We start from the raw sequence: 22,554 nt of genomic DNA, 5'->3' as shown, positions 1-22,554 counted from the left end.
AATCGCCGCCAGTTAGCCGACATCCGGCTTTCGTCTCCCTTGCCCTGGAGCGCTCGCGATGGTCCGCGTCAAATCAAAACAACAATGGCTGCTGGCCGCCGCCGCGCTCACGATTGCCACGCTCACCGGTTTCGCCGCGCATCGCGCCGATGCCGCGCGCACGCTGAGCGTCTCGCCACAAGGCAAGGTGGCGCAAGTGCGCCAGGTCGTCGTGAAATTCGACGAATCGATGGCCCCGTTCGGCGACGCCAACGCCGCCGCGCCCGCCCAAGTGCGCTGCGTGGGCGGCGCGGATGATTCGGCGGGTGGGTCGGCGGCAGGCTCGGCGCGGTGGATCGACGATAAAACCTGGGCCTACGATTTCAAAAGCGATCTCGGCCCGGGCCTGCGTTGCTCGATCGATGTGAACGATGGTCTCAAGTCGAAGGCCGGCAATGCGTTCACCGGCAACCGCCACTATGCATTCCAGACCGGCGGTCCGTTCGTTCTGCGCGTGATGCCGGGTTACGGACCGATCGAGGAAAATCAGGTGTTCGTGCTGCGCCTGAACGGCCCGGCGACCGAAAGCTCGGTGCTCGAGCACATCTGGTGCGAAACGCGTGGCATCGGCAACCGCATTCCGGTCAAGTCGATCACCGGCGCCGACCGCGCCGCGCTGCTCAAACACTTCAGTCTGGACAAGGAAAGCGCGCAGACACTGACGCTCGCGTGCCAGTCCACCTTGCCCGCAGCGGCGCAAATGCAGCTTGTTTTCGGCGCGGGCGTCGCGGGTCCGAGCGGCCTCGCGAACGAGGTCGAAAAACGTTTCGACTTCACCGTGCGCGAGCCGTTCACCGCGAACTTTTCGTGCGAACGCGAGAACGCGAAGGCGCCTTGCACGCCGCTGCGCCCGCTCAGTCTGCGTTTCAGCGCACCGCTCGATCGCGCCGATGCCGCGAAAATCCTGCTGCGCGGGCCGAACGGCACGATCGCCCCGCATTTCGCCGACGACAAAGCCGCCGAAACCGACAGCGTCGAATTCGCCGCGCCGCTCCTCGAGAACGCGAATCTCACGATCGAGTTGCCCGCTGGCCTGAAAGACACGAGTGGCCGCGCGCTCGCCAACGCCGATCTCTTTCCGCTCAAGACCGCCACCGCGCCGATGCCGCCGCTCGCGAAGTTTTCGTCGTCGACGTTCGGGATCGTCGAGCGTTTTGCCGAGCCGGGCATGCCCGCGATGCTGCCGGTGACGCTGCGCCACGTCGAAGCGGATCTGAAGGTGAAGGGACTGAATGGCGGCGCGTCGCACGTGACGAAACTCAAGCTCGACGCCGATAGCGACATTCGCCGCTGGATGCGGATCGTCGATCGTTTCGACGGCTTTTCGCTGGCGCGCTCGCAGATCCTGACCGACATGCCGCAAGCGCTCGCGCACGGCGCCGCGCCGGTATATCTGCCGAACGGCGACAAGAAAGATCCGCAGATCGACGTTCGTTCGCTGTCGCTGCTCAACGGCCGCGCGGACGCGGAAACGCTGACCGTGCCCGCCGCCGATCCGAAAGCGCTCCGGCCGTTCGAGGTGGTCGGTATTCCGATTGCGAAGCCCGGGTTCTATGTGATCGAAATGGCTTCGCCCGCGCTTGGCGCATCGCTGCTCGGCAAACCGCAGTCGATGTACGTGCGAACGTCGGTGCTCGTCACCAATCTCGGCGTGCATTTCAAGCAGGGTCGCGAAAACAGCGTGGCGTGGGTCACGGCGCTCGACAGCGGCAAGCCCGTGCCGAATGCGCAAGTGCGCGTGTCGGACTGCAACGGCGACACGCTGGCGACCGCCAAAACCGACGCGCGCGGCATCGCGACCATCGCGCAACCGCTCGCCGCCGTGCGGCGCTGCGACGAACACAGCCTGGCGTGGGACGGCTTCTTCGTCTCCGCGCGCATCGACGACCCGAAAACCGGGCCCGACATGGCGTTCGTGCGCTCGGACTGGAATCGCGGGATCGAGTCGTGGCGCTTCAACGTGCCGACCGACATGGGCCGCAATCCGACCACGCACGCGCACACCGTGTTCGACCGGACGCTCCTACGCGCGGGCGAAACGGTGTCGATGAAACACCTGATCCGCACCGAAACGCTCAATGGTTTCGCGTTTCCGGCTCACTATCCGACGCGCGTGACGATCCGCCATCTCGGCAGCGGCCAGACTTATCACCTGCCGCTCACATGGGCGGCGGATCACAGCGCCGACAGTCGCTTCGTGCTGCCGACGGGCGCGAAACTCGGCGAATACGGCGTTTCGCTCGACGACGGCACCACGACCGACGACACCGACGCCGCCGACGAAAACGAAAACAGCGACCGCCCCGCGACGAGCTACGAAACCGGCAGTTTCCGCGTGGAAGAATTCCGTCTGCCGGTGTTCAAGGGATCGATCGGACTGCGCGGACAGAAAACCGGCGCGCTTGTCGCCGCGAAGGAAGCGCCGCTCGCCGTGCAGATCGAATATGTCGCGGGCGGGCCGGCGTCGAATCTGCCGGTGCGCGTATCGGCGCTGATGAAAAACACCAGCCCGCCGTTCGCCGCGCAGTACGACGCGTTCAGTTTCGCGCCGTATCGGAAGCCGGCCGACGACGGCGCGAGCGCGCCCGCCGAAGACAACGATTCAGCAGATTCCGCGAGTTCGCAAGACGACGCGGCGACCGCGAAACTCATCGCGGACAAGCTCGCCGTCACGCTCGACCGCAACGGCGCAGGCGCGCTCGTGCTCAAGTCGCTGCCCGCTGTCGATGCCCCGAAACGGCTCGCGCTCGAAGCCACGTTCGCCGACCCGAACGGCGAAGTCCAGACCATTCGCGGCGACGCGACGCTCTGGCCCGCCGCCGTCGCCGTTGGCATCAAGGCGGGAAGCTGGGTGTCGATCGGCGATACGGTGCCGGTGCAAGCGCTCGCGGTCGATCTCGACGGCAAACCGCGCGCGGGCGTCGCGGTCGAAATCCGCGCCGTGGCGCGGCTGATGTCGAGTTCGCGAAAGCGCATGGTCGGCGGCTTCTACGCCTACGACAACCACACGGAAACGAAGGATCTCGGCACGCTCTGCAGCGGCAAAAGCGACGACCACGGCCTCGTTTCCTGCGACGCGAAACTCAAGGACGTGGGCAATATCGACCTGATCGCGGTCGCGAAAGACGGCGACAACCGCAGCGCCACCGCGACCACGTCGGTCTGGGTCACGCGCGAGGACGAACTCTGGTTCGGCGGCGAAAACACCGACCGGATCGACGTGTTGCCGGAGAAAAGCCACTACGAACCCGGCGATACCGCGCGCTTCCAGGTGCGCATGCCCTTCCGCTTCGCGACGGCGCTGGTGGCGGTCGAGCGCGAGGGGATCGTCGAGACGCAGGTGGTCGAACTGAACGGCAAGAATCCGACCATCGAACTGAAGGTGAAGGACACGTGGGGGCCGAATGTTTATGTGTCGGTGCTCGCGCTGCGCGGACGGATTCATGAAGTGCCGTGGTATTCGTTCTTCACGTGGGGCTGGAAGGCGCCGCTCGAATGGGCGCACGCGTTCTGGTACGAAGGGCGTCAGTACGAAGCGCCGACGCCGCTCGTCGATTTGTCGAAGCCCGCGTTTCGCTATGGTCTCGCTGAAATCAAGGTCGGCGCGGCGGCGCACACGCTCGGCGTCACCGTGACGCCGGATGCGAAGTCGTACGCGGTGCGCTCGATGGCGCACGTGAAGGTGCGCGTCGCGCTGCCGGGCGGCAAGCCCGCGCCGGCGGGGACGCAAATCGCGGTCGCGGCCGTCGATGAAGCGCTGCTCGAACTCATGCCGAACGATAGCTGGAACCTGCTCGACGCCATGCTGCAGCGGCGCGCGTACGGCGTCGAGACGTCCACTGCGCAGATGGAGATCATCGGACGCCGCCACTTCGGGCGCAAAGCCGTGCCCGCGGGCGGCGGCGGCGGGCATAGCGCGACACGCGAACTGTTCGACACGTTGCTGCTGTGGAACCCGCGCGTGACGCTCGACGCACACGGCGAAGCCAGCATCGACGTGCCGTTGAACGATGCGCTGACGCGCTTTCGGATCGTCGCCATCGCGACGGTCGGCGCGGGGCAATTCGGCACCGGCAGTGCGTCGATCCGCAGCACGCAGGATCTGCAGCTCATCTCGGGTCTGCCGCCGCTCGTGCGCGAAGGCGACCAGTTCCGCGCCCAGTTCACGCTGCGCAACACCACCGCGCGACGGATGCAGGTTCTCGTCACGCCGCGCATTCAAGGCGCGGCGGGTTTCGCGCTGCCGCCGCAAACCGTCGATCTCGCGCCGGATTCGTCGCGGGAAATCGTCTGGGACGTGACCACGCCGGACGTGCTCGGCGCGAACGCTTCCGCCGCGCTGAACTGGGAGGTGAGCGCAGCCGAGCAAGGCGGCGCGAAGGCCGCCGACGCCGTGAAGCTCGCCCAGCGCGTCGTCGCGGCCATTCCGGTCACGGTCCAGCAGGCGACGATCGTGCAAATCGACGGCACGTTTAGCTTAGCCGTAGCGCCGCCGTCGAACGCAACCGCGTCGAGCGATGGCGTGACGCGCGGCGGGGTCCGCGTGTCGCTCCAGCCGAAACTCGCCGACGGTCTGCCCGGCGTGCGCCGCTGGTTCGAGCGGTATCCGTATAACTGCATCGAACAGCAAAGTTCGCGCGCGTTGGGTCTCGGGGATGTCGCGCAATGGCAGGCGGTGATCGCGCGGATGCCGTCGTATCTGGATCGCGATGGCCTCGCCAACTATTTCCCGCCCGCGGACGACGACAAACCGCGCGGCAGCCCGGCGCTCTCGGCCTATCTGCTGGCCGCAACGGACGAAGCCGCGAAGCTCGATCCGCGTTTCGCCCTACCCGGCGATTTGTCGGCCAAGCTCGCGGGCGGGCTGGCGAATTTCGTCGATGGGAAGATTCAGCGCGAATTCTGGGCGCCGCGTCAGGATCTCGATCTGCAGAAGCTGATTGCGATCGAGGCGTTGTCGCGTTACGGGCGGGCGCAGCCGCGCATGCTCGGCTCGATCGCGATCACGCCCGACCAGTGGCCGACGTCCGCCGTGCTCGACTACTACGCGATCCTTTCGCGTGTGAGCGGCATCGCCCAGCGCGACGAAAAACGCGCGCAGGTCGAGCAGATCCTGCGCGCGCGGCTGACGTATCAGGGCACGCGCCTCACCTTCTCGACCGACAGCACCGACGATCTTTACTGGCTCATGGCCGGGCCGGAATCGAACGCGGCGCGCACGGCGCTCCTGTTCGCCGATAACCCGGGCTGGAAGGACGAAATGCCGCGCCTGGTCGGCGGCTTGCTGGCGTTGCAAAAGAACGGCGCGTGGCAGACGACGACCGCGAATCTCTGGGGCACGCTCGCCGTCGGCCACTTCTCGCGCCTGTTCGAAAGCGCACCGGTCAGCGGCCAGACGAAGGTGCAGTTCGGCACTGCCGAGAAAGCCGTGGCGTGGAGCGCTCTCGCTCCCGCTGCGGCCGCGGCTCCGGCACTCGCGCCCGCCGCGTCGAACAACGTGCGCAGCGTCGCGCTGCCGTGGTCCGTATCGACGCTCACGCTCACGCAGGAAGGCAGCGGCAAACCGTGGGCGACGATCGAAAGCCTCGCGGCCGTCGCGCTCAAAGCGCCGTTCGCGGCGGGCTACCGGATCACGAAAACCGTCACGCCCGTCGATCCCGCCGTCAAAGGCACGCTATCGCGCGGCGACGTCGTGCGCGTTCATCTCGATATCGACGCGCAAAGCGACATGACGTGGGTGGTCGTGAACGATCCAGTGCCGGCGGGCGCGACGATTCTCGGCTCGGGGCTCGGCCGCGATTCCGAGGCGGCGACCGAAGGCGAACATAGTCCGGAAGGCACGTGGCCGGCGTTCGTCGAACGCGGTTTCGACGGGTATCGCGCGTATTACGACTATCTGCCGAAGGGCCGCCTGCAAGTCGAATACACCGTGCGGCTCAATAGCGCCGGCACGTTCGGCCTGCCGCCGACGCGCGTGGAAGCGCTCTACGCGCCCGCTTCGTTCGGCGCGTTGCCGAACGCGCCGGTGGTCGTCAAGCCGCTCGCGGCGCAGTAAGCGATGCGCCGCGCCGCCGCCTTGCTTTGCGTCGTCTGCTTGGCCCCGCAGGCGGCGCACGCGTGGCCCGCTTTCGGCACGGTGCGCGCGAACTGGCGCAGTTCGGACTGGGTGCTGCTCGCTCGCGACGGCGAAACGCTGCAGCGCGTGCGTATTGATACAACCGCGCGGCGTGGCGACTGGGTCGCGTTGCAGGACGTGTCGCCCGCGTTGCGCGAGGCGATCGTGGTCTCGGAGGACAAGCGCTTTTACGAACATAGCGGCGTGGACTGGCAAGGCGCGGCGGGCGCGGCGTGGGCGAACCTGTGGAACACGCGCACGCGCGGGGCATCGACGGTGACGATGCAGTTGACCGGGTTGATCGGCGAGAACGCGGACACGGCGCGCAGCGGGCGTCGAAGCATCGGCCAAAAGGCCGAGCAGACGGTCGGCGCGCTGTGGCTCGATCACGCGTGGCGCAAGGACCAGATTCTCGAGGCTTATCTGAATCTCGTGCCGTTTCGCGGCGAGATCGTTGGCTTGTCGGCGCTGTCGCAGACCTTGTTCGGCAAGGCGCCGTCCGGACTCGACGCGCGCGAAGCCGCGCTCACCGCCGCGCTCGTGCGCGCGCCGAACGCGCCGTATGCGCGGGTATCGGCGCGCGCCTGCGGGATTCTGCGCGACATGCGCGCCGCGCCGTCCTGCGACAATCTCGACAGTTACGTGCAACTGACTCTTGCGCGCGGCGCTGCGTCGTCGGCGGCGTCATACGCGAGCGGCGACGACGCACTCGCGCCGCACTTCGCGCGCCGGATCGCCGCCGAGACGCATCCGGCGGCGGGCGAGCGCGTTACGTCCACGCTCGACGCGCGCTTGCAACGCTTCGCCCGCGACACGCTGGCGCGAACGTTGATGGAATTGAACGCGCGCGCGCATCCGCGCAACGTCCACGACGGCGCGGTCATCGTGCTCGACAACCGCACGGGCGAGGTGCTCGCGTGGGTCGGATCGGCGGGCGGATTCTCGAACGCGCCCGAAGTGGATGCGGTGATCGCGCGGCGGCAAGCGGGATCGACGCTGAAACCGTTCCTCTACGCCCAGGCCATAGATGAGAAACGTCTGACGGCCGCCTCGCTTCTCGACGACGCCCCGCTCGATCTCGCCACCGGCGGCGGTCTCTATATCCCGCAAAACTACGATCACGACTTCAAGGGCTGGGTCAGCGTGCGCACGGCGCTCGGGTCGTCGCTGAACGTGCCCGCCGTGCGCACGCTCGTCATGGTCACGCCGCACCGGTTCGCGAAAACGCTCGTCGCGCTCGGTCTTCCGCTCGACGAAACCGGCGATTACTACGGCTTCAGCCTCGCGCTCGGCAGCGCGGACGTGACGCTCGCGTCGCTTGCCAACGCGTACCGGACGCTCGCGAACGGCGGCATCGCCGGGCCGGTGTTCCATCTCGGAGCGCATGACGCGCAGCCCGCGCCACGGCGCGTTTTCAGCCCCGAGGCGAGTTTCATCGTGACGGACATTCTCGCGGACAACAACGCGCGCACGCGCACGTTCGGCTTCGACAGCGTGCTCGCGACGCGCTTTTTCAGCGCCGTGAAGACCGGCACGAGCAAGGACATGCGCGACAACTGGACGGTCGGCTTCACCTCGCGCTACACGGTCGGCGTGTGGGTCGGCAATGCGGACGGCGCGCCGATGTGGGACGTCTCCGGCGTCACCGGCGCCGCGCCCGTGTGGGCCGCGCTCGTCAATTATCTGCAGCGGCGCGGCGCGGGCGACGCGAACGTGGCGCGCAGCGCGCCTGCGGGCGTCGTCCGCGCGGCAATCGCGTATCAGGAGCAGATCGAACCGGCGCGCGACGAGTGGTTCGTGCGCGGCACGCAGATGACCACGATCGCGCTGTCCGCCGGCATGTCGGGCGGCGTGGCGGCGGACCGCGGTGTCGCGAAGATCGCGGCGCCCACAGACGGCACCATCTTCGCGCTCGATCCCGATATCCCCGCCGCGCGCCAGCGGATCTGGTTCGAGCGGGCGAACGGCGGTCCGGCAGGAAGCGCCTGGCGTCTCGACGGCAAGCCGCTTGGCCGTGACGCGCGTCTTTCCTGGCTGCCGTGGCCCGGCCGTCACACGCTCGAACTCGCCGATGCACGCGGCGCGATTATCGATACCGTCCGCTTCGAAGTTCGCGGCGCATTCGCCCGATCGCCGTCGCCGCGCGTACGGCCGAAGCCCGCACAATCCGCCAATCTATCGTCAGAAGCCGCGCGTTAAGCCGAAACCGGCGTAAAACCGACTCGGCTACAAGGGTGGGCGTCATCCGCCAAACATGGCGCGACGTTAAATATTGTGCGACCGCGCGCTGATCGCGGGGTCGTCGGGCAAAATGCGGGCCGCAATCCCCGGTCCGGCATTTTGATCTATGCTTGACGGCGCTACATAGCAAGCACACACAGCACGTTCATGCTCGCTACCGCCCGTTTCGCATTCGCCCGTCCGACTTTTCAACCTTGCTCTCTCTGGAGTGCCTGTCATGCTGAAAAAGCTGCTGATGCTGTGCGTTGCACTTATGTTGTCGGTCGGCGTGGCGTTCGCCGCCGTCGACGTCAATACGGCCGATCAGGCCTCCCTCGAAGCCGTGAAAGGACTCGGGCCGGTCAAGTCGAAGGCGATTATCGATGAACGCACCGCAAACGGTCCGTTCAAGAACGCCGACGATCTCGCGACCCGCGTAAAGGGCCTCGGCACGAAGTCGGTGGCGAACCTGGAGCAGGAAGGACTGACCATCGGCGGTTCGTCCGCACCGCCGACGGGCGCTAAGGCGACGCCGCGCGCGAGCAGCACGAGCGCCCAGCCGAAGTCGACCACCAAGTCGTCCGCGGCGGCCACTGCCGCGACTTCGCCTGCCGCGACGACCGAGACGACGCCCGCCGCCACGCCCGCATCGGGCACCAAAGCGAAGCGTGCATCCAAGAAAGACGCCGCCAGCGCGGCAGCCGCCGCCTCGGGCGCGAGCGACGCGAAACCGGCGAAAAAGAGCAAGAAGAGCAAGGCTGCGAGCGCCGCTGCAGCAAGCCAGTAAGCTTTTAAGCGCGGCAAGCCGCGCAGCAGTATTCTTAATCCGCCAAGCATTTTCCTCACGCGTTCGCATCACGGTGCGAACGCCTATCAACCGCTTCCTTCATCGTGAGACTGCCATGAGCCTACTCGATTCCCTCTCGTCCGCACTCGGCAAATCGTCGCCGGAAGGTGGCGGCGGATCGCCCAATTTGATCGCTGCGGCACTCGAATTCGTCAATAACCAGCCGGGCGGCCTGAACGGTCTGATCCAGCGATTCCACGAGCATGGCGCGGGCGACATCGTGTCGTCGTGGATCGGCACCGGCGAAAACAAGCCGATCAGCCCCGATACGCTGAACAACGTGCTCGGCTCGGAACAGGTCGGCCAGCTCGCGCAAAAAGCCGGCGTCTCGGGCGATCAACTGTCCGGCATGCTGGCCGCCGTGCTGCCGAACCTCGTCGATCGCGCGACGCCCACGGGCGAGGTGCCCGCCGAAGGCAAGCTGGACCTGACGGGCGTGCTCGGCTCGCTCGGCGGCCTCGCCGGCCTGTTCGGCAAGAGCGAAGAGCCGAAGAACGGCTGAGCCGCTTTAGCTCAATAGACAGACGCGGATAAAAAAAGCCCCGCCGGCTTGCGCCGGCGGGGCTTTTTTCGTGGTGCTCAATACTCGGACGGGGGCTTTGACGCCTTTCGCGCGTCGGCGCGCTCCACACGCACCTGCCGCTTCTCCTCCTCGCTCGCGAATCGTCCTGCGGCATCGCCCGGAAGCTCCACCGACACGCTGATGCCCATGCCCTTGAGCACCTGAAACAGCTTGCCCCAATGCACGCTCGCCGCGCCCTTTTCGACCTTGCCGAGAAAACTCTCGCTCACGCCGATCTGCTCCGCTGCCGCATCCTGCCGCCAGCGCCGCGCCTTGCGGGCCGCGCGCACCGCCACGCCAATATCATGGGCATCCACGAGTTCAATTTTCATCGCGTCGATCCTTGAGAAGTCACGTTATCCGTGCGATCTGAGGGATTTTCGATCGTAACCTGAATTCGCTTACCACCGCGCGCGGAAAGGCGAAAAAAAAGCGGCGAATCGCTTCGCCGCTTTGAAACTTACTTTCTGACCGCTCAGTGGACGACGCGATCGAACACCAGCTGGCCATCGCGCATATCCACGGGAATCACGTCCTTCGGTCCGAACTTGCCCGCGAGAATCAGCTTCGCGACCGGATTCTCGATCTCCTGCTGGATCGCGCGCTTCAACGGCCGCGCGCCGAATACCGGGTCGTAGCCGACCTTGCCGATATGTTCGAGCGCCACATCCGACACATCGAGTTGCATGTCGAGCTTGGCGAGCCGGTCGTGCAGGCGCATCAACTGGATCTTCGCGATCGACTGAATGTTCGTGCGGTCGAGCGCGTGGAACACGACGACATCGTCGATACGGTTCAGGAATTCCGGCCGGAAATGCAGCTTGACCTCTTCCCACACCGCGTCCTTCACGGCTTCCTGCGGCTCGCCGACCATCGCCTGGATGACCTGCGAACCCAGATTCGACGTCATCACGATCACCGTGTTCTTGAAGTCCACGGTGCGCCCTTGCCCATCGGTCATGCGGCCGTCGTCGAGCACTTGCAGCAGCACGTTGAACACGTCCGGGTGCGCCTTCTCGATTTCGTCGAGCAGGATCACGCTATACGGCTTACGCCGCACGGCCTCGGTCAGATAGCCGCCTTCCTCATAGCCGACATAGCCCGGCGGCGCGCCGATCAGCCTCGCGACGCTGTGCTTTTCCATGAACTCGCTCATGTCGATACGGATCAGGTGATCTTCCGAATCGAACAGGAACGACGCCAGCGCCTTGCACAGTTCGGTCTTGCCGACGCCCGTCGGCCCGAGGAACAGGAACGAGCCGTAAGGCCGGTTCGGGTCCGAGAGACCGGCGCGCGAACGGCGGATCGCGTCGGCCACCGCGCCGATCGCCTCGTCTTGCCCGACCACGCGCTCATGCAGTTTGCCTTCGATCTGCAACAACTTTTCGCGCTCGCCCTGCATCATCCGCGAGACCGGAATGCCGGTGGAACGCGACACGACTTCCGCGATTTCCTCAGCGCCCACTTGCGTGCGCAGCAGGCGTGGACGGGTCGGATTGTTCTGCTCCGTGGCTTCGGCCTGCGTGACCTGCTTGAGCCGCGCGTCGAGCGCCGGCAGCTTGCCGTACTGCAGTTCCGCGACCTTTTCGAGCTTGCCTTCACGCTGCAAACGCGTGATGTCAGCGCGCACTTTCTCGATCTCTTCCTTCAACTGCGCGCTGCCCTGCACGGCCGCTTTTTCCGCCGTCCAGATTTCTTCGAGGTCCGAATATTCACGGTTCAGCCGCTCGATTTCCTCTTCGATCAGTTGCAGCCGCTTCTGCGACGCTTCGTCCTTTTCCTTCTTGACGGCTTCGCGCTCGATCTTCAACTGGATCAAACGACGGTCGAGCCGGTCCATTTCTTCCGGCTTCGAGTCGATTTCCATCTTGATCTTCGACGCCGCCTCGTCGATCAAATCGATCGCCTTGTCCGGCAGGAAACGGTCCGTGATATAGCGATGCGACAGTTCCGCCGCCGCGACGATCGCCGGATCGGTGATATCCACGCCGTGATGCAGTTCGTACTTTTCCTGCAAGCCGCGCAGGATCGCGATGGTCGCCTCCACCGACGGTTCGTCCACCAGCACCTTCTGGAAGCGCCGCTCGAGCGCCGCGTCCTTCTCGATGTACTTGCGGTATTCGTCGAGCGTGGTCGCCCCGACGCAATGCAATTCACCGCGCGAGAGCGCCGGTTTCAGCATGTTGCCCGCGTCCATCGCGCCTTCGGCCTTGCCCGCGCCGACCATCGTATGGATTTCGTCGATAAAGACGATGGTCTGCCCTTCGTCCTTCGCGACATCGCTCAGCACGGCTTTCAGCCGCTCCTCGAACTCGCCGCGATACTTCGCGCCCGCCAGCAACGCGGCCATGTCGAGCGACAGAACCCGCTTGTTCTTGAGCGTCTCCGGCACTTCGCCGTTGACGATCCGCTGCGCGAGTCCTTCGACAATCGCCGTCTTGCCCACGCCCGGTTCGCCGATCAGCACCGGATTGTTCTTCGTGCGCCGTTGCAGGATCTGGATCGCGCGGCGAATTTCGTCATCACGGCCGATCACCGGGTCGAGCTTGCCCGCCCGCGCCCGCTCGGTCAGGTCCACGGTGTACTTCTTCAGTGCCTCGCGCTGGCTTTCGGCATCCTGACTATTCACCTGCGCGCCGCCGCGCACCGCGTTGATCGCGGATTCCAGCGCTTTGCGCGTCAGGCCGTGCTGCTTCGCGATCCGGCCGGTTTCGCCCTTGTCGTCCGCGACCGCGAGCAGGAACATTTCGCTCGCGATGTAGGTGTCGTTGAGCTTTTGCGCTTCCTTGTCGGCGTTGTTCAGCAGGCCGGCGAGCTCGCGGCTCACCTGCACGTTGCCGTCCGTGCCCTGCACTTGCGGCAGACGCGCCATCGCGTCGTTCAGCGCGGTTTGCAGCGCCTGAACCTGGACGCCCGCGCGCGACATCAGCGAACGCGCCGAACCGTCCTGCTGCGCGACCAGCGCCGCCAGCAGATGAACCGGTTCGATATATTGATTGCCTTGACCGACCGCGAGACTTTGCGCATCGGAGAGTGCTTCCTGGAACTTCGTGGTTAGCTTGTCGATTCTCATTTGTCGAGACCTCCAATTCTTCAATAGGGTCAAAATGAGGTGTTTATCGGCGCTTTCAAGCGGTTAACCGCGCCCGATACGCATTTTTTTGGCTTTTTCGACAAATGCCATTCATAAGCCGGGATAAGACCGGCTTCTTCGCCGTTCTCAGGAACTCGCGACGGTGGCGCGGTTGGTTGCGAGCGCGGTCGGCGGCATGGCGCGTTCAAGGCGCGCGACTCGCACGATCCCGAGCAATCCGGCGAGTTCGCCCGCCGGATGCGCGAGTTCGGCCACCGTGTGACGGTCGAGTTCCGCGAGAAACGCATCGCGCGCGGCCGCGAACACGCCTTTCAGGCGGCAGTGCGACTGGATCACGCAATGCCGGTGCGGCTCGGTTTCATCGGCGAAGCAACCGACGATCGAAAAATCGTTCTCGGTGCGCCGCACCACCTCGCCGACGGTCAGCGCGCCGGAACGCGCGTTGAGGCGCAAGCCGCCGTTTCGTCCGCGAACGGTTTCGACCCAGCCCAGTTCGCCGAGCCGCTGCACCACTTTCATCAAATGATTTTTGGAGATGCCGTAGGCGTTGGCGATTTCCTGGATCGTGGTCAGCCCGTCTGGCCGGACGGCCAGAAAGAGCATGACGCGTAACGAGTAATCGGAGTAGTCGGTGAGTCGCATGGATCAATGCACGCGCGTCAGCGTATCGAAAAAGGGAAGAGCCGCGGCAATGCGGCCAAACGACGCCACGCCGGCGCCGGCCTGACGTTTGTCTTAAGATGGATAACGGCGTCATTGTCCTTCAGATCAAGGGCAGTCGTCATGCTTTCCCTGTAATCCGGACGGCCGTGCGGCAATCTGCGCAACAATCGCCGTCCACTGAATCGAATTCCGATGAACCACCCTTCCGGCACCGTCGCGGCAAACACCGACCATCCGCCGCGCGCCGCGCTTCCCGACGAAGCCAACGTGCGCGCGCTCGTCCACGCGTTTTATCGTCGCGTGGACGACGACCCGCTGCTCGGCCCGATCTTCTCGAGCAAGCTCGCCGGTCGCTGGGACGCGCATCTTGAAACCATGACGGGATTCTGGTCGAGCCTTGTGCTCGGTTCGAAGCAATATCGCGGCAACGTGCAAGAGGCGCACCGCCCGATCGACGATATCGCGCCCGAGCATTTCGCGCGCTGGCTCACGCTGTTCCTCGATACCGTCGAGGCGCGCTTTGAGCCGGCCGCCGCCGTGCAGTTCATGGAACCGGCGCTGCGGATCGCGCAAAGTCTTCAGTTGAGCAAATTCGGCTGGGATTACGCGATCCCCGCCGATCAGCAGGCGCTGCTTCAGGCGCTCAAACGCCTGCGCACCGGCCGCGACGACGAATCACCGCCCGCGCGCGACACGGGCGAGCCGTTTCCGGCGAAATTCGTGGGACGTGGTACGCAGGAAAATTAGACGTTGCGGCCAGCGACGCCCCAGCGCGCGAGCGCGGAGTCGTCGGCTTCGCGGGCGTCAACCCAGCGCTCGCCCACCGCGGTCTTTTCCTTTTTCCAGAACGGCGCCTGCGTTTTCAGATAATCCATCACGAACGCGCACGATTCGAACGCGTCCGCGCGATGCATCGACGTCGTGGCGACCAGCACGATCTGGTCGAGCGGCATCAACTTGCCCACTCGATGCACGATCAGCACGTCGCATCCCGCCCAGCGCGTGCGGGCTTGATCGGCGATCGCGGCGAGCGCCTTTTCGGTCATGCCCGGATAGTGTTCCAGTTCCATCGCCTCGACGGCGCTGCCCTCGTTCAGATCGCGCACCGTCCCGACGAAACACGCGACCGCGCCCACTTTCGGATTACCCGCGCGGAACGCGGCCACTTCCGCGCCGAGGTCGAAATCGGCTTCCTGCACGCGCACGATGGTCATGTCAGCCGCCCGTCACCGGCGGGAAGAACGCGACTTCGCAGCCTTCCGTGATGCGTCGCGACGCATCGGTCATTTCGTGATTGCAGGCCATGCGCAGCGCGCGGCCTTCCGCGAGCGCCTCGGCCCAGACGCCGCCGCGCGCGCGCAGCCAGCCGCGCACGTCGCCCACGTTGGCGATACCGTCGGGCACATCGACGCTTTCCTGCGCCACGCCGAGCGCTTCGCGCACGCTGGCAAAAAATCTCAATTCCACTTTCATGTTGCGTGACTTCCCAAGGCACACGGCCTGAATGAGCGCGCTTCTTTAGCGCATCAGTTCGGAAAACGGAATAAAACGCACGATCTCGCCGCGCTGGATGGCGTGATCCGGCGGATTGTCGATCAACCCATCGCCCCAGACGGTTGAAGTGAGCACAGCCGAACTCTGATTCTCGAACACGTCGAGCCCGCCCGCGTCGTTCAGGCGCGCGCGCAGGAACTCGTTGCGGCGATCGCCCTTTTTCTGCGTGAAGTCGGCGCGCATCGGATAGACACGCGGTTGGACGGCATCGACGCCCGCGATCCGCAGGATAAACGGCCGCACGAACAGCAAGAAGGTGCAGAAACTCGACACCGGATTGCCCGGCAAGCCAATGAAATAAGCCTCGCCGCCTTCATCCGCCGCCTCGCGACGCACCGCGCCGAACGCGAGCGGCTTGCCCGGCTTCATCGCGATTTGCCACATCGATATGTGGCCTTCCGCTTCGACGGCGGGCTTGACGTGATCTTCCTCGCCTACGGACACGCCGCCGCACGTGAGGATCAGGTCGTGCTCGCGGGCGGCGCGGCGCAAGGTTTCGCGCGTGGCGTCGAGCCGGTCCGGGACGATGCCGTAATCGGTCACGTCGCAGCCGAGTTTCGCGAGCAGCGCACGCAGTGTGAAGCGGTTGGAGTTGTAGATCGCGCCGGGACGCAGCGGCTCGCCGGGCATCGTGAGTTCGTCGCCGGTGAAAAACACGGCCACGCGAACCCGGCGCACGACGTCGAGCGTCGCGCAGCCGACCGATGCCGCCAGCCCGAGCGCCTGCGGGTCGAGTCGCGTGCCGGCGGCGAGAATCACCGCGCCGCGCCGGATATCCGCGCCCTGCTGCGTGATCCACTCGTCCGGATTCGGCGGTTGCGCAAACTGGACCGCGCCGTCGTCGGCGACCCGCGCCATTTCCTGCATCACGACCGTGTCCGCGCCCGGCGGCACGGTCGCGCCCGTGAACACGCGCGCCGCCGTGCCCGCTTCGAGCGGCTCGGCGGGCTGTCCGGCGGGCACGCGCTGCGACACCCGCATTGCGACGGGCGCGGCTTCCGACGCCGCGGCCAGATCGGCGGCGCGCATCGCGTAGCCGTCCATGGAACTGGTTCGCATCGGCGGGACGTCGAGCGGCGAGACGACGTCGGCGGCGAGAATCCGGCCGGACGCGTCGAGCGTGGCGATGGTTTCCACGCCCGCCCTTCCCCCAACCCGCCGCGCGTCGGCGAGCAGCGCGGCGAGCGCGTCGGCGGTGGCGAGCATCGGCGGACGCTTGGCTGGCGAGGAATTATCGGCGGATGAAGATGGCATGGGCTCGATTGTTATGTCGCGGACGAGACAACTATTGTAGCCAGAAGGTAGCAGGAGGCGGGCAAGAAGCGGGCAACAAGCGGGCAACGAGCGGGGCAACACGGCACCGCATCGCGTGCTTCGCCATGCCGCCGCGCGGCCCGACCTCGGTGATACACTCGCAGCACACTTTCAGACTCTTCCCCTATGAAATTCTGTTCCGTCTGCGCCCACGAAGTCAGCCTGAGCATCCCGCCCGGCGACAACCGCGAACGCTACGTGTGCGGCAACTGTGGCACGGTCCACTATCAGAATCCGCGCAACGTCGTCGGGACCGTGCCGGTCTGGGACGACAAAGTGCTGCTCTGCCGCCGCGCGATCGAACCGCGCTACGGCTACTGGACCCTGCCCGCCGGTTTCATGGAAATGGACGAGACGACCAGCGAAGGCGCGTCGCGCGAGACGCTGGAAGAAGCCGGCGCGCGGGTCGAGATCCAGAGCCTCTTTTCGCTGCTGAACGTGCCGCACGTGCATCAGGTGCATCTGTTCTATCTCGCGCGGCTGCTCGATCTCGATCTCGACGCGGGCGAGGAAAGTCTCGAAGTGAAACTGTTCGAAGAGCACGAAATTCCGTGGGATGAAATCGCGTTCCCGACCGTCGGCCAGACTCTGCGCTTTTTCTTTGCCGACCGCGCCGCCGGCAATTTCACGCTGCACACGGGCGATATCTTCCGCACGCTGCGCGACGGCTGAGCCGCTCGCGTCCGGTACATCGAACATGGTTCCGTGGCTCGCCTCAGACGACCCGTTTCCGCCCGTCGAGCGCGCGCTCGGGGCGGCGAGCGGCGCGCCCGGCTTGCTCGCCGCGAGCGCGGACTTGCTGCCGGCGCGGTTGATCGACGCTTATCAGCGCGGTATTTTTCCGTGGTATTCCGACGGCCAGCCGGTGCTCTGGTGGAGTCCGGACCCGCGCATGGTGCTGGTGCCAGATGAGTTCAAGGTGTCCGAGTCGCTGCGCAAGACGCTCAAGCGCGTGTTGCGCGATCCGCGCTGGGAAGTGCGCGTCGATCACGATTTCGCCGGCGTCATGCGCGCCTGCGCCACCACGCTGCGCGACGGCCAGCGCGGCACGTGGATCACGTCGGATATCGTCGATGCGTACAGTTCGCTGCATCGCGCGGGCGCGGCGCACAGCGTGGAAACGTGGTTCGACGGCGAGCGCGTCGGCGGCCTGTACGGCGTGTCCTACGGGCGCATGTTCTACGGCGAGTCGATGTTCGCGCACCGCACCGATGCATCGAAAATCGCGCTCGCGACACTCGTCGGACACTTGCGCCACCATAAAATAGAGATGATAGACTGCCAGCAGAACACGTCGCATCTGGCGTCGCTGGGCGGGCGGGAGATCGCGCGGCGCGCGTTCGTCGCCCACGTGCGGCGAACCGTCGGAGAGCCGCCGATTCCCTGGCTTTTCGACAAATCCGCGCTCACCGACACGCTCGCGCGCTCTGACGCCTGAGCCTGGCCACGCCCGATGCGGTTTCGAGAACCGGTGTTCGTCCGCGCGGCGCTGCTGCCGCCCGGCGCCCGATAGAGACAAGACGATTCCCGAGAGCCGCCAACGTGACGCATCCCAACGAGCTGCCGCTTTCACCGCTTTCCGCGCTGCAATTCTATGCAACGGCGCCTTACCCTTGCAGTTATCTGGAAGGGCATGTGGCGCGCTCGCAAGTCGCCACGCCGAGCCACCTGATCAACTCCGACGTCTACACCGAACTCGTGAAAGCGGGCTTCCGGCGTTCGGGCGTCTTCACGTATCGCCCGTATTGCGACGGTTGCCGCGCGTGCGTGCCGGTGCGTTTGCCGGTCGAACGGTTCGGGCCGAACCGGACGCAGCGGCGCGTGGCGAAGCTGCACGGCGAGCTGATCGCGAGTGTTGCGCCGCTCCATTACGACGAAGAGCATTACGCGCTCTACATGCGCTATCAATCGGCGCGGCATGCGGGCGGCGGCATGGACCGCGACAGCCGCGACCAGTACGAACAGTTTCTGCTGCAAAGCCGGATCAATTCGCGGCTGGTCGAATTCCGCGAACCCGCCGATCCCGCGCGCCCCGAACTGCCGGGCGTGCTGCGGATGATCAGCATGATCGATATTCTCGGCGACGGGCTTTCGTCGGTGTACACATTCTTCGATCCGGACGTGACGCACGCGAGCTTCGGCACTTACAACATTCTTTGGCAAATCGAACAGGCGCGCAGCCTCGATCTGCCTTACGTGTATCTCGGCTACTGGATCCGCGCGAGCGAAAAAATGGCCTACAAGGCGAATTTCCGGCCGCTCGAAGGACTAGTGGATGGCCGCTGGTCGCTGCTCGATCCCCTCACGACCGATTCGGCCGGCACGCCGCCGATGCCGGGGAAAACCATCGCGCCGCGCGATTTCTGAGCGCGGTCGTTCCCTGCCCGAAAGGCACCGCTGAACTCGCCGCTCCGGTCGCCCCGGAGTCGTTCCGAGGCGGCGGCGAACTCGCCACTCACTGCCGCTAAGACCACAGCCCAAATACGCTGCCAAACCGCCGCCCAAACCGCCACCAAACCGCCGCCCGAACCCACCGGCGCAAACCCGCTAAAATAGCGCGTCTCAATTTTAGCCGCCCGGCCTCTCCCTTCGTGTTCAGCTCTCTCTACCCGCTTGCCCGCGCCCAACTTTTCCGGATGGACGCGGAAGATGCCCATCACCTGACCTTGCGGATGCTCGGCGCGGCCGGCCGCACCGGTCTCGCGGGCATGCTGGCGAAGCGCGTGCCCGAATCGCCGCGCACCGTCATGGGGCTGACGTTCCGTAATCCGGTCGGCCTCGCCGCCGGATTGGACAAAGACGGCGCGTCGATCGACGGTCTCGCCGCGCTCGGCTTCGGGTTTATCGAAGTCGGGACGGTGACGCCGCGCGCGCAGCCGGGCAATCCGCGCCCGCGCATGTTCCGGCTGCCGGAAGCCGGCGCGCTGATCAACCGGATGGGTTTCAACAACGGCGGCGTCGATCAGTTCGTCGCGAACGTCCAGGCAGCGCGCTTTCGCGGCACGCTCGGGCTGAATATCGGCAAGAACGCCGATACGCCGATCGAGCGCGCCGCCGAGGATTATCTGTATTGCCTCGAACGCGTGTATCCGTTCGCGAGCTACGTGACGATCAACATTTCATCGCCGAACACGAAGAATCTGCGCGCGCTGCAAGGCGGCAACGAACTCGACGCGCTGCTCGGCGCGCTGAAGGACAAGCAGCAGCGCCTGTCGGACATGCACGGCAAGATGGTCCCGCTCGCGCTGAAAATCGCGCCCGATCTCGACGACGAACAGATCAAGGAAATCGCCGGCACGCTGCTGCGCCACCGCATCGACGGCGTGATCGCGACCAATACCACGCTCTCGCGCACCGCCGTAACCGGCATGCCGAATGGCGACGAAGCCGGCGGATTGTCGGGCCGCCCCGTTTTCGAGGCATCGAACGCGGTGATCCGCAAACTGCGCGCGGAATTGGGAATGGAAGTGCCGATCATCGGCGTCGGCGGCATTTTCACGGGCGACGACGCGCGCGCGAAACTCGCGGCGGGCGCTTCGCTCGTGCAGCTTTATACCGGCCTGATCTATCGCGGGCCGTCGCTCGTGACGGAGTGCGTCGAAGCGCTCCAGTAATATAGAAATAAACAAACGATATTTAGTGGACGATTGCTTTTTCACTATCATCGCGCCACTTTCAACCCACACGCTCCACACCAAGAGGCAAAGAACACGATGAAAATGACCCTGTTGAAGAAGCTGCTGGCTGTTGGCCTGATCGGCGCGTCGCTGTCGGCGGCGGCGCACGCGGAAGACCTGCTCGACTCCGTCAAACAGCGCGGCACGCTGCGCATCGGGCTGGAAGGCACCTTCCCGCCGTTCAATTCGAAGACGCCGCAGGGCGATCTGGTCGGCTTCGACGTCGATATCGCCAAGGCAGTCGCGGCCAAGCTTGGCGTGAAGCCGGAGTTCGTCACGACGGAATGGAGCGGGATCATCGCGGGGCTGCAGGCGAACAAGTTCGACGTGATCGTGAATCAGGTCGGCATCACGGACGCCCGCAAGCAGACGCTCGATTTCTCGCCTGCCTACACGTACTCGGCCGCGCAACTGATCCAGCGCAAAGACGACAAGCGCGATTTCAAGTCGCTCGACGATCTCAAAGGCAAGAAGCTCGGCGTCGGTCTCGGCACCAACTACATGGACATGGCGAAGGCCGTGGCCGGTATCGACGTGAAGACGTATCCGGGCGCGCCGGAATATCTGCGCGATCTCGCGGCCGGCCGGCTCGATGCGGCGCTGAACGACCGTCTGATGCTCGCGTATCTGATGAAGAACTCGCAATTGCCGCTGCGCACGGGCGCAAATGTGGGCGCGGGCAACCCGTCGGGCATTCCGTTCAAGAAGGGCAATCCGAAGTTCCAGAAAGCCATCGACGACGCCATGGCGCAACTCGAACAGGACGGCACGTTCAAGAAGATTTCCGAAAAATGGTTCGGTATCGACGTGACGCGCCCGATCAAGTAACACGCTGCTTTTCACCGATGAAAGCGTGAACGGGGCGGCATCGCGCACGATGCCGCCCTTCTCTTTTGCGCGCCCGGTATCATGTGCGCTTTCGCGCCGCGACTAGCCGCCAGCCTTTTCTCACCTCCATGTCCACGACATCCCTGCTCGTCCAATCCGCTCCCGTTCTCGCGCAAGGCGCGCTCTTGACCATCAAGTTCGCGGTCTACTCGATGTTCTTCGGGTTGATCGCAGGCGTCGTGCTGGCGCTGATGGGCATCAGCCGCAGCCGCGCGCTTGTCGGGATCGGCCGGGTTTATGTCAGCGTGATGCGCGGCACGCCGCTGCTCGTGCAGATTTTCGTGATCTATTACGGGCTGCCGAGCCTGAACATCTCACTCGACCCGACTCCCGCGGGCGTGATCGCGCTGTCTGCGAACGTTGCGGCGTATTTGTCGGAGAGCATGCGCGGCGCGATTCTCGGCATTCACAACGGCCAGTGGCTCGCGGCCTATAGCCTCGGCCTCTCGCGCACGCAGACGCTCCGATACGTGATCGGCCCGCAGGCGCTGCGCATCGCGGTGCCGAGCCTGTCGAACAGTCTGATCAGCCTGATCAAGGACACGTCGCTCGTTTCGGTCATCACCGTGACGGAGTTGCTGCGCAGCGCGCAGGAAGTGATCGCGGCGACCTATCAGCCCTTGCCGCTTTATCTTGCGGCGGCGGCGGTGTACTGGGTGCTGTGCAGCGTGCTCGAATTCGTGCAGCGCCGTTTTGAACGGCGGCTCGCGTTGCCGGGTCGGCATTGAACGCTTCGTGCAGATGCTAAAAAGCCGCTTTTTCAGCGGCTTTTTTATAGTTTGCGGTCGAGATTCTACTTTTTCGCGTGCGCATCGAGCGCGATGCCGAAGCGGTCGAGACGCGGCAGGAAATGACGCTCGGGATCGAGCGAATACGCGACGCGGCGCGTGCGGCCCATCAATTCGTCGCGGCGAAAAAAGCCGAAGTAACGCGAATCGGCGCTGTCGTCGCGGTTGTCGCCCAGCAGCAGATATTCGCCCGGCGGCACCGTCACCGGCCCGAACGAGCGGCGCGGGCTCGGCGCGAAGACGGAAAGGCGCACGACATGCGACGCGCGCACCATGCCGCCCTGCAGCTTTTCACTCAGATATTCGCCCGGCGACGCACCGTCGCCCTCCACGCCCGTCACCGAGACGTTGGCGTAATCCGCTTGCCGTCCGTTCAGATACAGCACGTTGTCGCGCATTTCCACGGTGTCGCCCGGCAAGCCGATCAGTCGCTTGACGATCAACTCCTTCGCCGCCTTCGAATCCACGGTGACGATATCGCCGCGCTGCGGATCGCCGAGACGCACGATCGCGATATGCGTGAGCGGCAGGCGTAGGTCGTAGGCCATCTTGTCGACGAGAATGCGGTCGCCGAGGCGGATGGTCGGCAGCATCGAGCCGCTCGGCACGACGTTCCAGTCGGCGATTGCGCTGCGAAATAGCACCATCAGCGCGAGAAACGCGAGCAAGCCCTTGTTGGCGGACAGGATATGCGGCAGATGGCGCATGACGAGATAGATTGCTGAAAGGGCCGAAGGATAGCCTAGTGCGCTTAAATAATGCTTAACGAACTAGTCGGGGGGATTGCTGGCGC

At 65.2% G+C, this 22,554-nt stretch carries 18 protein-coding genes; 11 read left to right on the top strand and 7 right to left on the bottom strand.

What is annotated here, in order from left to right; genetic code table 11:
* The first annotated feature begins 58 nt into the window (after window positions 1-58).
* From AC3D25_RS07340 to AC3D25_RS07325, 4 genes are all read left to right on the top strand, one after another.
* A complete protein-coding gene (locus AC3D25_RS07340; protein WP_488887767.1) occupies window positions 59-6,094 on the top strand; it encodes an alpha-2-macroglobulin family protein in 6,036 nt (2,011 codons plus the stop codon).
* A 3-nt stretch (window positions 6,095-6,097) separates the two neighbouring features.
* Window positions 6,098-8,353: a penicillin-binding protein 1C gene (pbpC, locus tag AC3D25_RS07335; protein ID WP_488887766.1), complete on the top strand. Its 2,256-nt coding sequence runs from the start codon at window positions 6,098-6,100 to the stop codon at window positions 8,351-8,353.
* 259 nt (window positions 8,354-8,612) lie between these two features.
* On the top strand, window positions 8,613-9,161 hold the full coding sequence (locus tag AC3D25_RS07330; protein WP_488887765.1) for a ComEA family DNA-binding protein: 549 nt from the start codon (window positions 8,613-8,615) through the stop codon (window positions 9,159-9,161).
* 115 nt (window positions 9,162-9,276) lie between these two features.
* On the top strand, window positions 9,277-9,723 hold the full coding sequence (locus tag AC3D25_RS07325) for a YidB family protein (RefSeq protein WP_488887764.1): 447 nt from the start codon (window positions 9,277-9,279) through the stop codon (window positions 9,721-9,723).
* A gap of 77 nt (window positions 9,724-9,800) precedes the next feature.
* Here AC3D25_RS07325 and AC3D25_RS07320 read toward each other — a convergent pair whose 3' ends face one another.
* The 3 genes from AC3D25_RS07320 to AC3D25_RS07310 form a co-directional block, all read right to left on the bottom strand.
* Window positions 9,801-10,115 (bottom strand): helix-turn-helix domain-containing protein, encoded by a 315-nt coding sequence (locus AC3D25_RS07320; RefSeq protein WP_488887763.1) that lies wholly within the window; start codon window positions 10,113-10,115, stop codon window positions 9,801-9,803.
* Window positions 10,116-10,258: 143 nt separating this feature from the next.
* Complete coding sequence (gene clpB / locus AC3D25_RS07315) at window positions 10,259-12,856, bottom strand: ATP-dependent chaperone ClpB (RefSeq protein ID WP_488887762.1); 2,598 nt, start codon at window positions 12,854-12,856, stop codon at window positions 10,259-10,261.
* Between the two features lie 147 nt (window positions 12,857-13,003).
* A complete protein-coding gene (locus tag AC3D25_RS07310; RefSeq protein WP_488887761.1) occupies window positions 13,004-13,519 on the bottom strand; it encodes an Rrf2 family transcriptional regulator in 516 nt (171 codons plus the stop codon).
* A 213-nt stretch (window positions 13,520-13,732) separates the two neighbouring features.
* Here AC3D25_RS07310 and AC3D25_RS07305 point away from each other — a divergent pair, with 213 nt between their 5' ends.
* Window positions 13,733-14,287, top strand: a complete 555-nt coding sequence (locus AC3D25_RS07305) for a group III truncated hemoglobin (RefSeq protein ID WP_488887760.1) — start codon at window positions 13,733-13,735, stop codon at window positions 14,285-14,287.
* On the opposite strand, the gene moaE is transcribed toward AC3D25_RS07305, so the two are convergent.
* Genes moaE through AC3D25_RS07290 form a run of 3 tightly spaced genes read right to left on the bottom strand, consistent with a single transcriptional unit; the run spans window position 14,284 to window position 16,300 of the window.
* Entirely contained in the window at window positions 14,284-14,754 is a 471-nt protein-coding gene (gene moaE, locus AC3D25_RS07300; RefSeq protein WP_488887759.1) for a molybdopterin synthase catalytic subunit MoaE, read from the bottom strand. The two genes, AC3D25_RS07305 and moaE, sit on opposite strands and share 4 nt — an antisense overlap.
* A gap of 1 nt (window position 14,755) precedes the next feature.
* Entirely contained in the window at window positions 14,756-15,013 is a 258-nt protein-coding gene (gene moaD / locus AC3D25_RS07295; protein ID WP_488887758.1) for a molybdopterin converting factor subunit 1, read from the bottom strand.
* A 45-nt stretch (window positions 15,014-15,058) separates the two neighbouring features.
* Complete coding sequence (locus tag AC3D25_RS07290) at window positions 15,059-16,300, bottom strand: molybdopterin molybdotransferase MoeA (protein WP_488889627.1); 1,242 nt, start codon at window positions 16,298-16,300, stop codon at window positions 15,059-15,061.
* A 234-nt stretch (window positions 16,301-16,534) separates the two neighbouring features.
* On the opposite strand from AC3D25_RS07290, the gene AC3D25_RS07285 reads away from it, so the two are divergent.
* The 6 genes from AC3D25_RS07285 to AC3D25_RS07260 all read left to right on the top strand — a co-directional run bounded on the left by AC3D25_RS07285 (window position 16,535) and on the right by AC3D25_RS07260 (window position 21,701).
* Complete coding sequence (locus AC3D25_RS07285) at window positions 16,535-17,080, top strand: NUDIX hydrolase (protein ID WP_488887757.1); 546 nt, start codon at window positions 16,535-16,537, stop codon at window positions 17,078-17,080.
* A 25-nt stretch (window positions 17,081-17,105) separates the two neighbouring features.
* Window positions 17,106-17,846, top strand: a complete 741-nt coding sequence (aat, locus tag AC3D25_RS07280; protein WP_488887756.1) for a leucyl/phenylalanyl-tRNA--protein transferase — start codon at window positions 17,106-17,108, stop codon at window positions 17,844-17,846.
* 104 nt (window positions 17,847-17,950) lie between these two features.
* A complete protein-coding gene (locus tag AC3D25_RS07275; RefSeq protein ID WP_488887755.1) occupies window positions 17,951-18,775 on the top strand; it encodes an arginyltransferase in 825 nt (274 codons plus the stop codon).
* Window positions 18,776-18,999: 224 nt separating this feature from the next.
* The gene (locus tag AC3D25_RS07270; protein ID WP_488887754.1) at window positions 19,000-20,022 is read left to right on the top strand and encodes a quinone-dependent dihydroorotate dehydrogenase; all 1,023 of its coding nucleotides are present in this window, start codon (window positions 19,000-19,002) and stop codon (window positions 20,020-20,022) included.
* Between the two features lie 99 nt (window positions 20,023-20,121).
* Window positions 20,122-20,913, top strand: coding sequence for a cystine ABC transporter substrate-binding protein (locus AC3D25_RS07265; protein ID WP_488887753.1), 792 nt, complete (start codon window positions 20,122-20,124; stop codon window positions 20,911-20,913).
* Window positions 20,914-21,041: 128 nt separating this feature from the next.
* Window positions 21,042-21,701, top strand: a complete 660-nt coding sequence (locus AC3D25_RS07260; RefSeq protein WP_488887752.1) for an amino acid ABC transporter permease — start codon at window positions 21,042-21,044, stop codon at window positions 21,699-21,701.
* Window positions 21,702-21,766: 65 nt separating this feature from the next.
* Here the strand turns inward: AC3D25_RS07260 and lepB are convergent, their stop codons facing one another.
* Entirely contained in the window at window positions 21,767-22,468 is a 702-nt protein-coding gene (lepB, locus tag AC3D25_RS07255) for a signal peptidase I (RefSeq protein WP_488887751.1), read from the bottom strand.
* Between the last annotated feature and the right edge of the window lie 86 nt (window positions 22,469-22,554).

The sequence above is a fragment of the Caballeronia sp. SL1002 genome, assembly GCF_057814995.1.
Note: the sequence above shows the minus strand (reverse complement) of the source record. Positions and strands in the feature narration are given on the sequence as shown.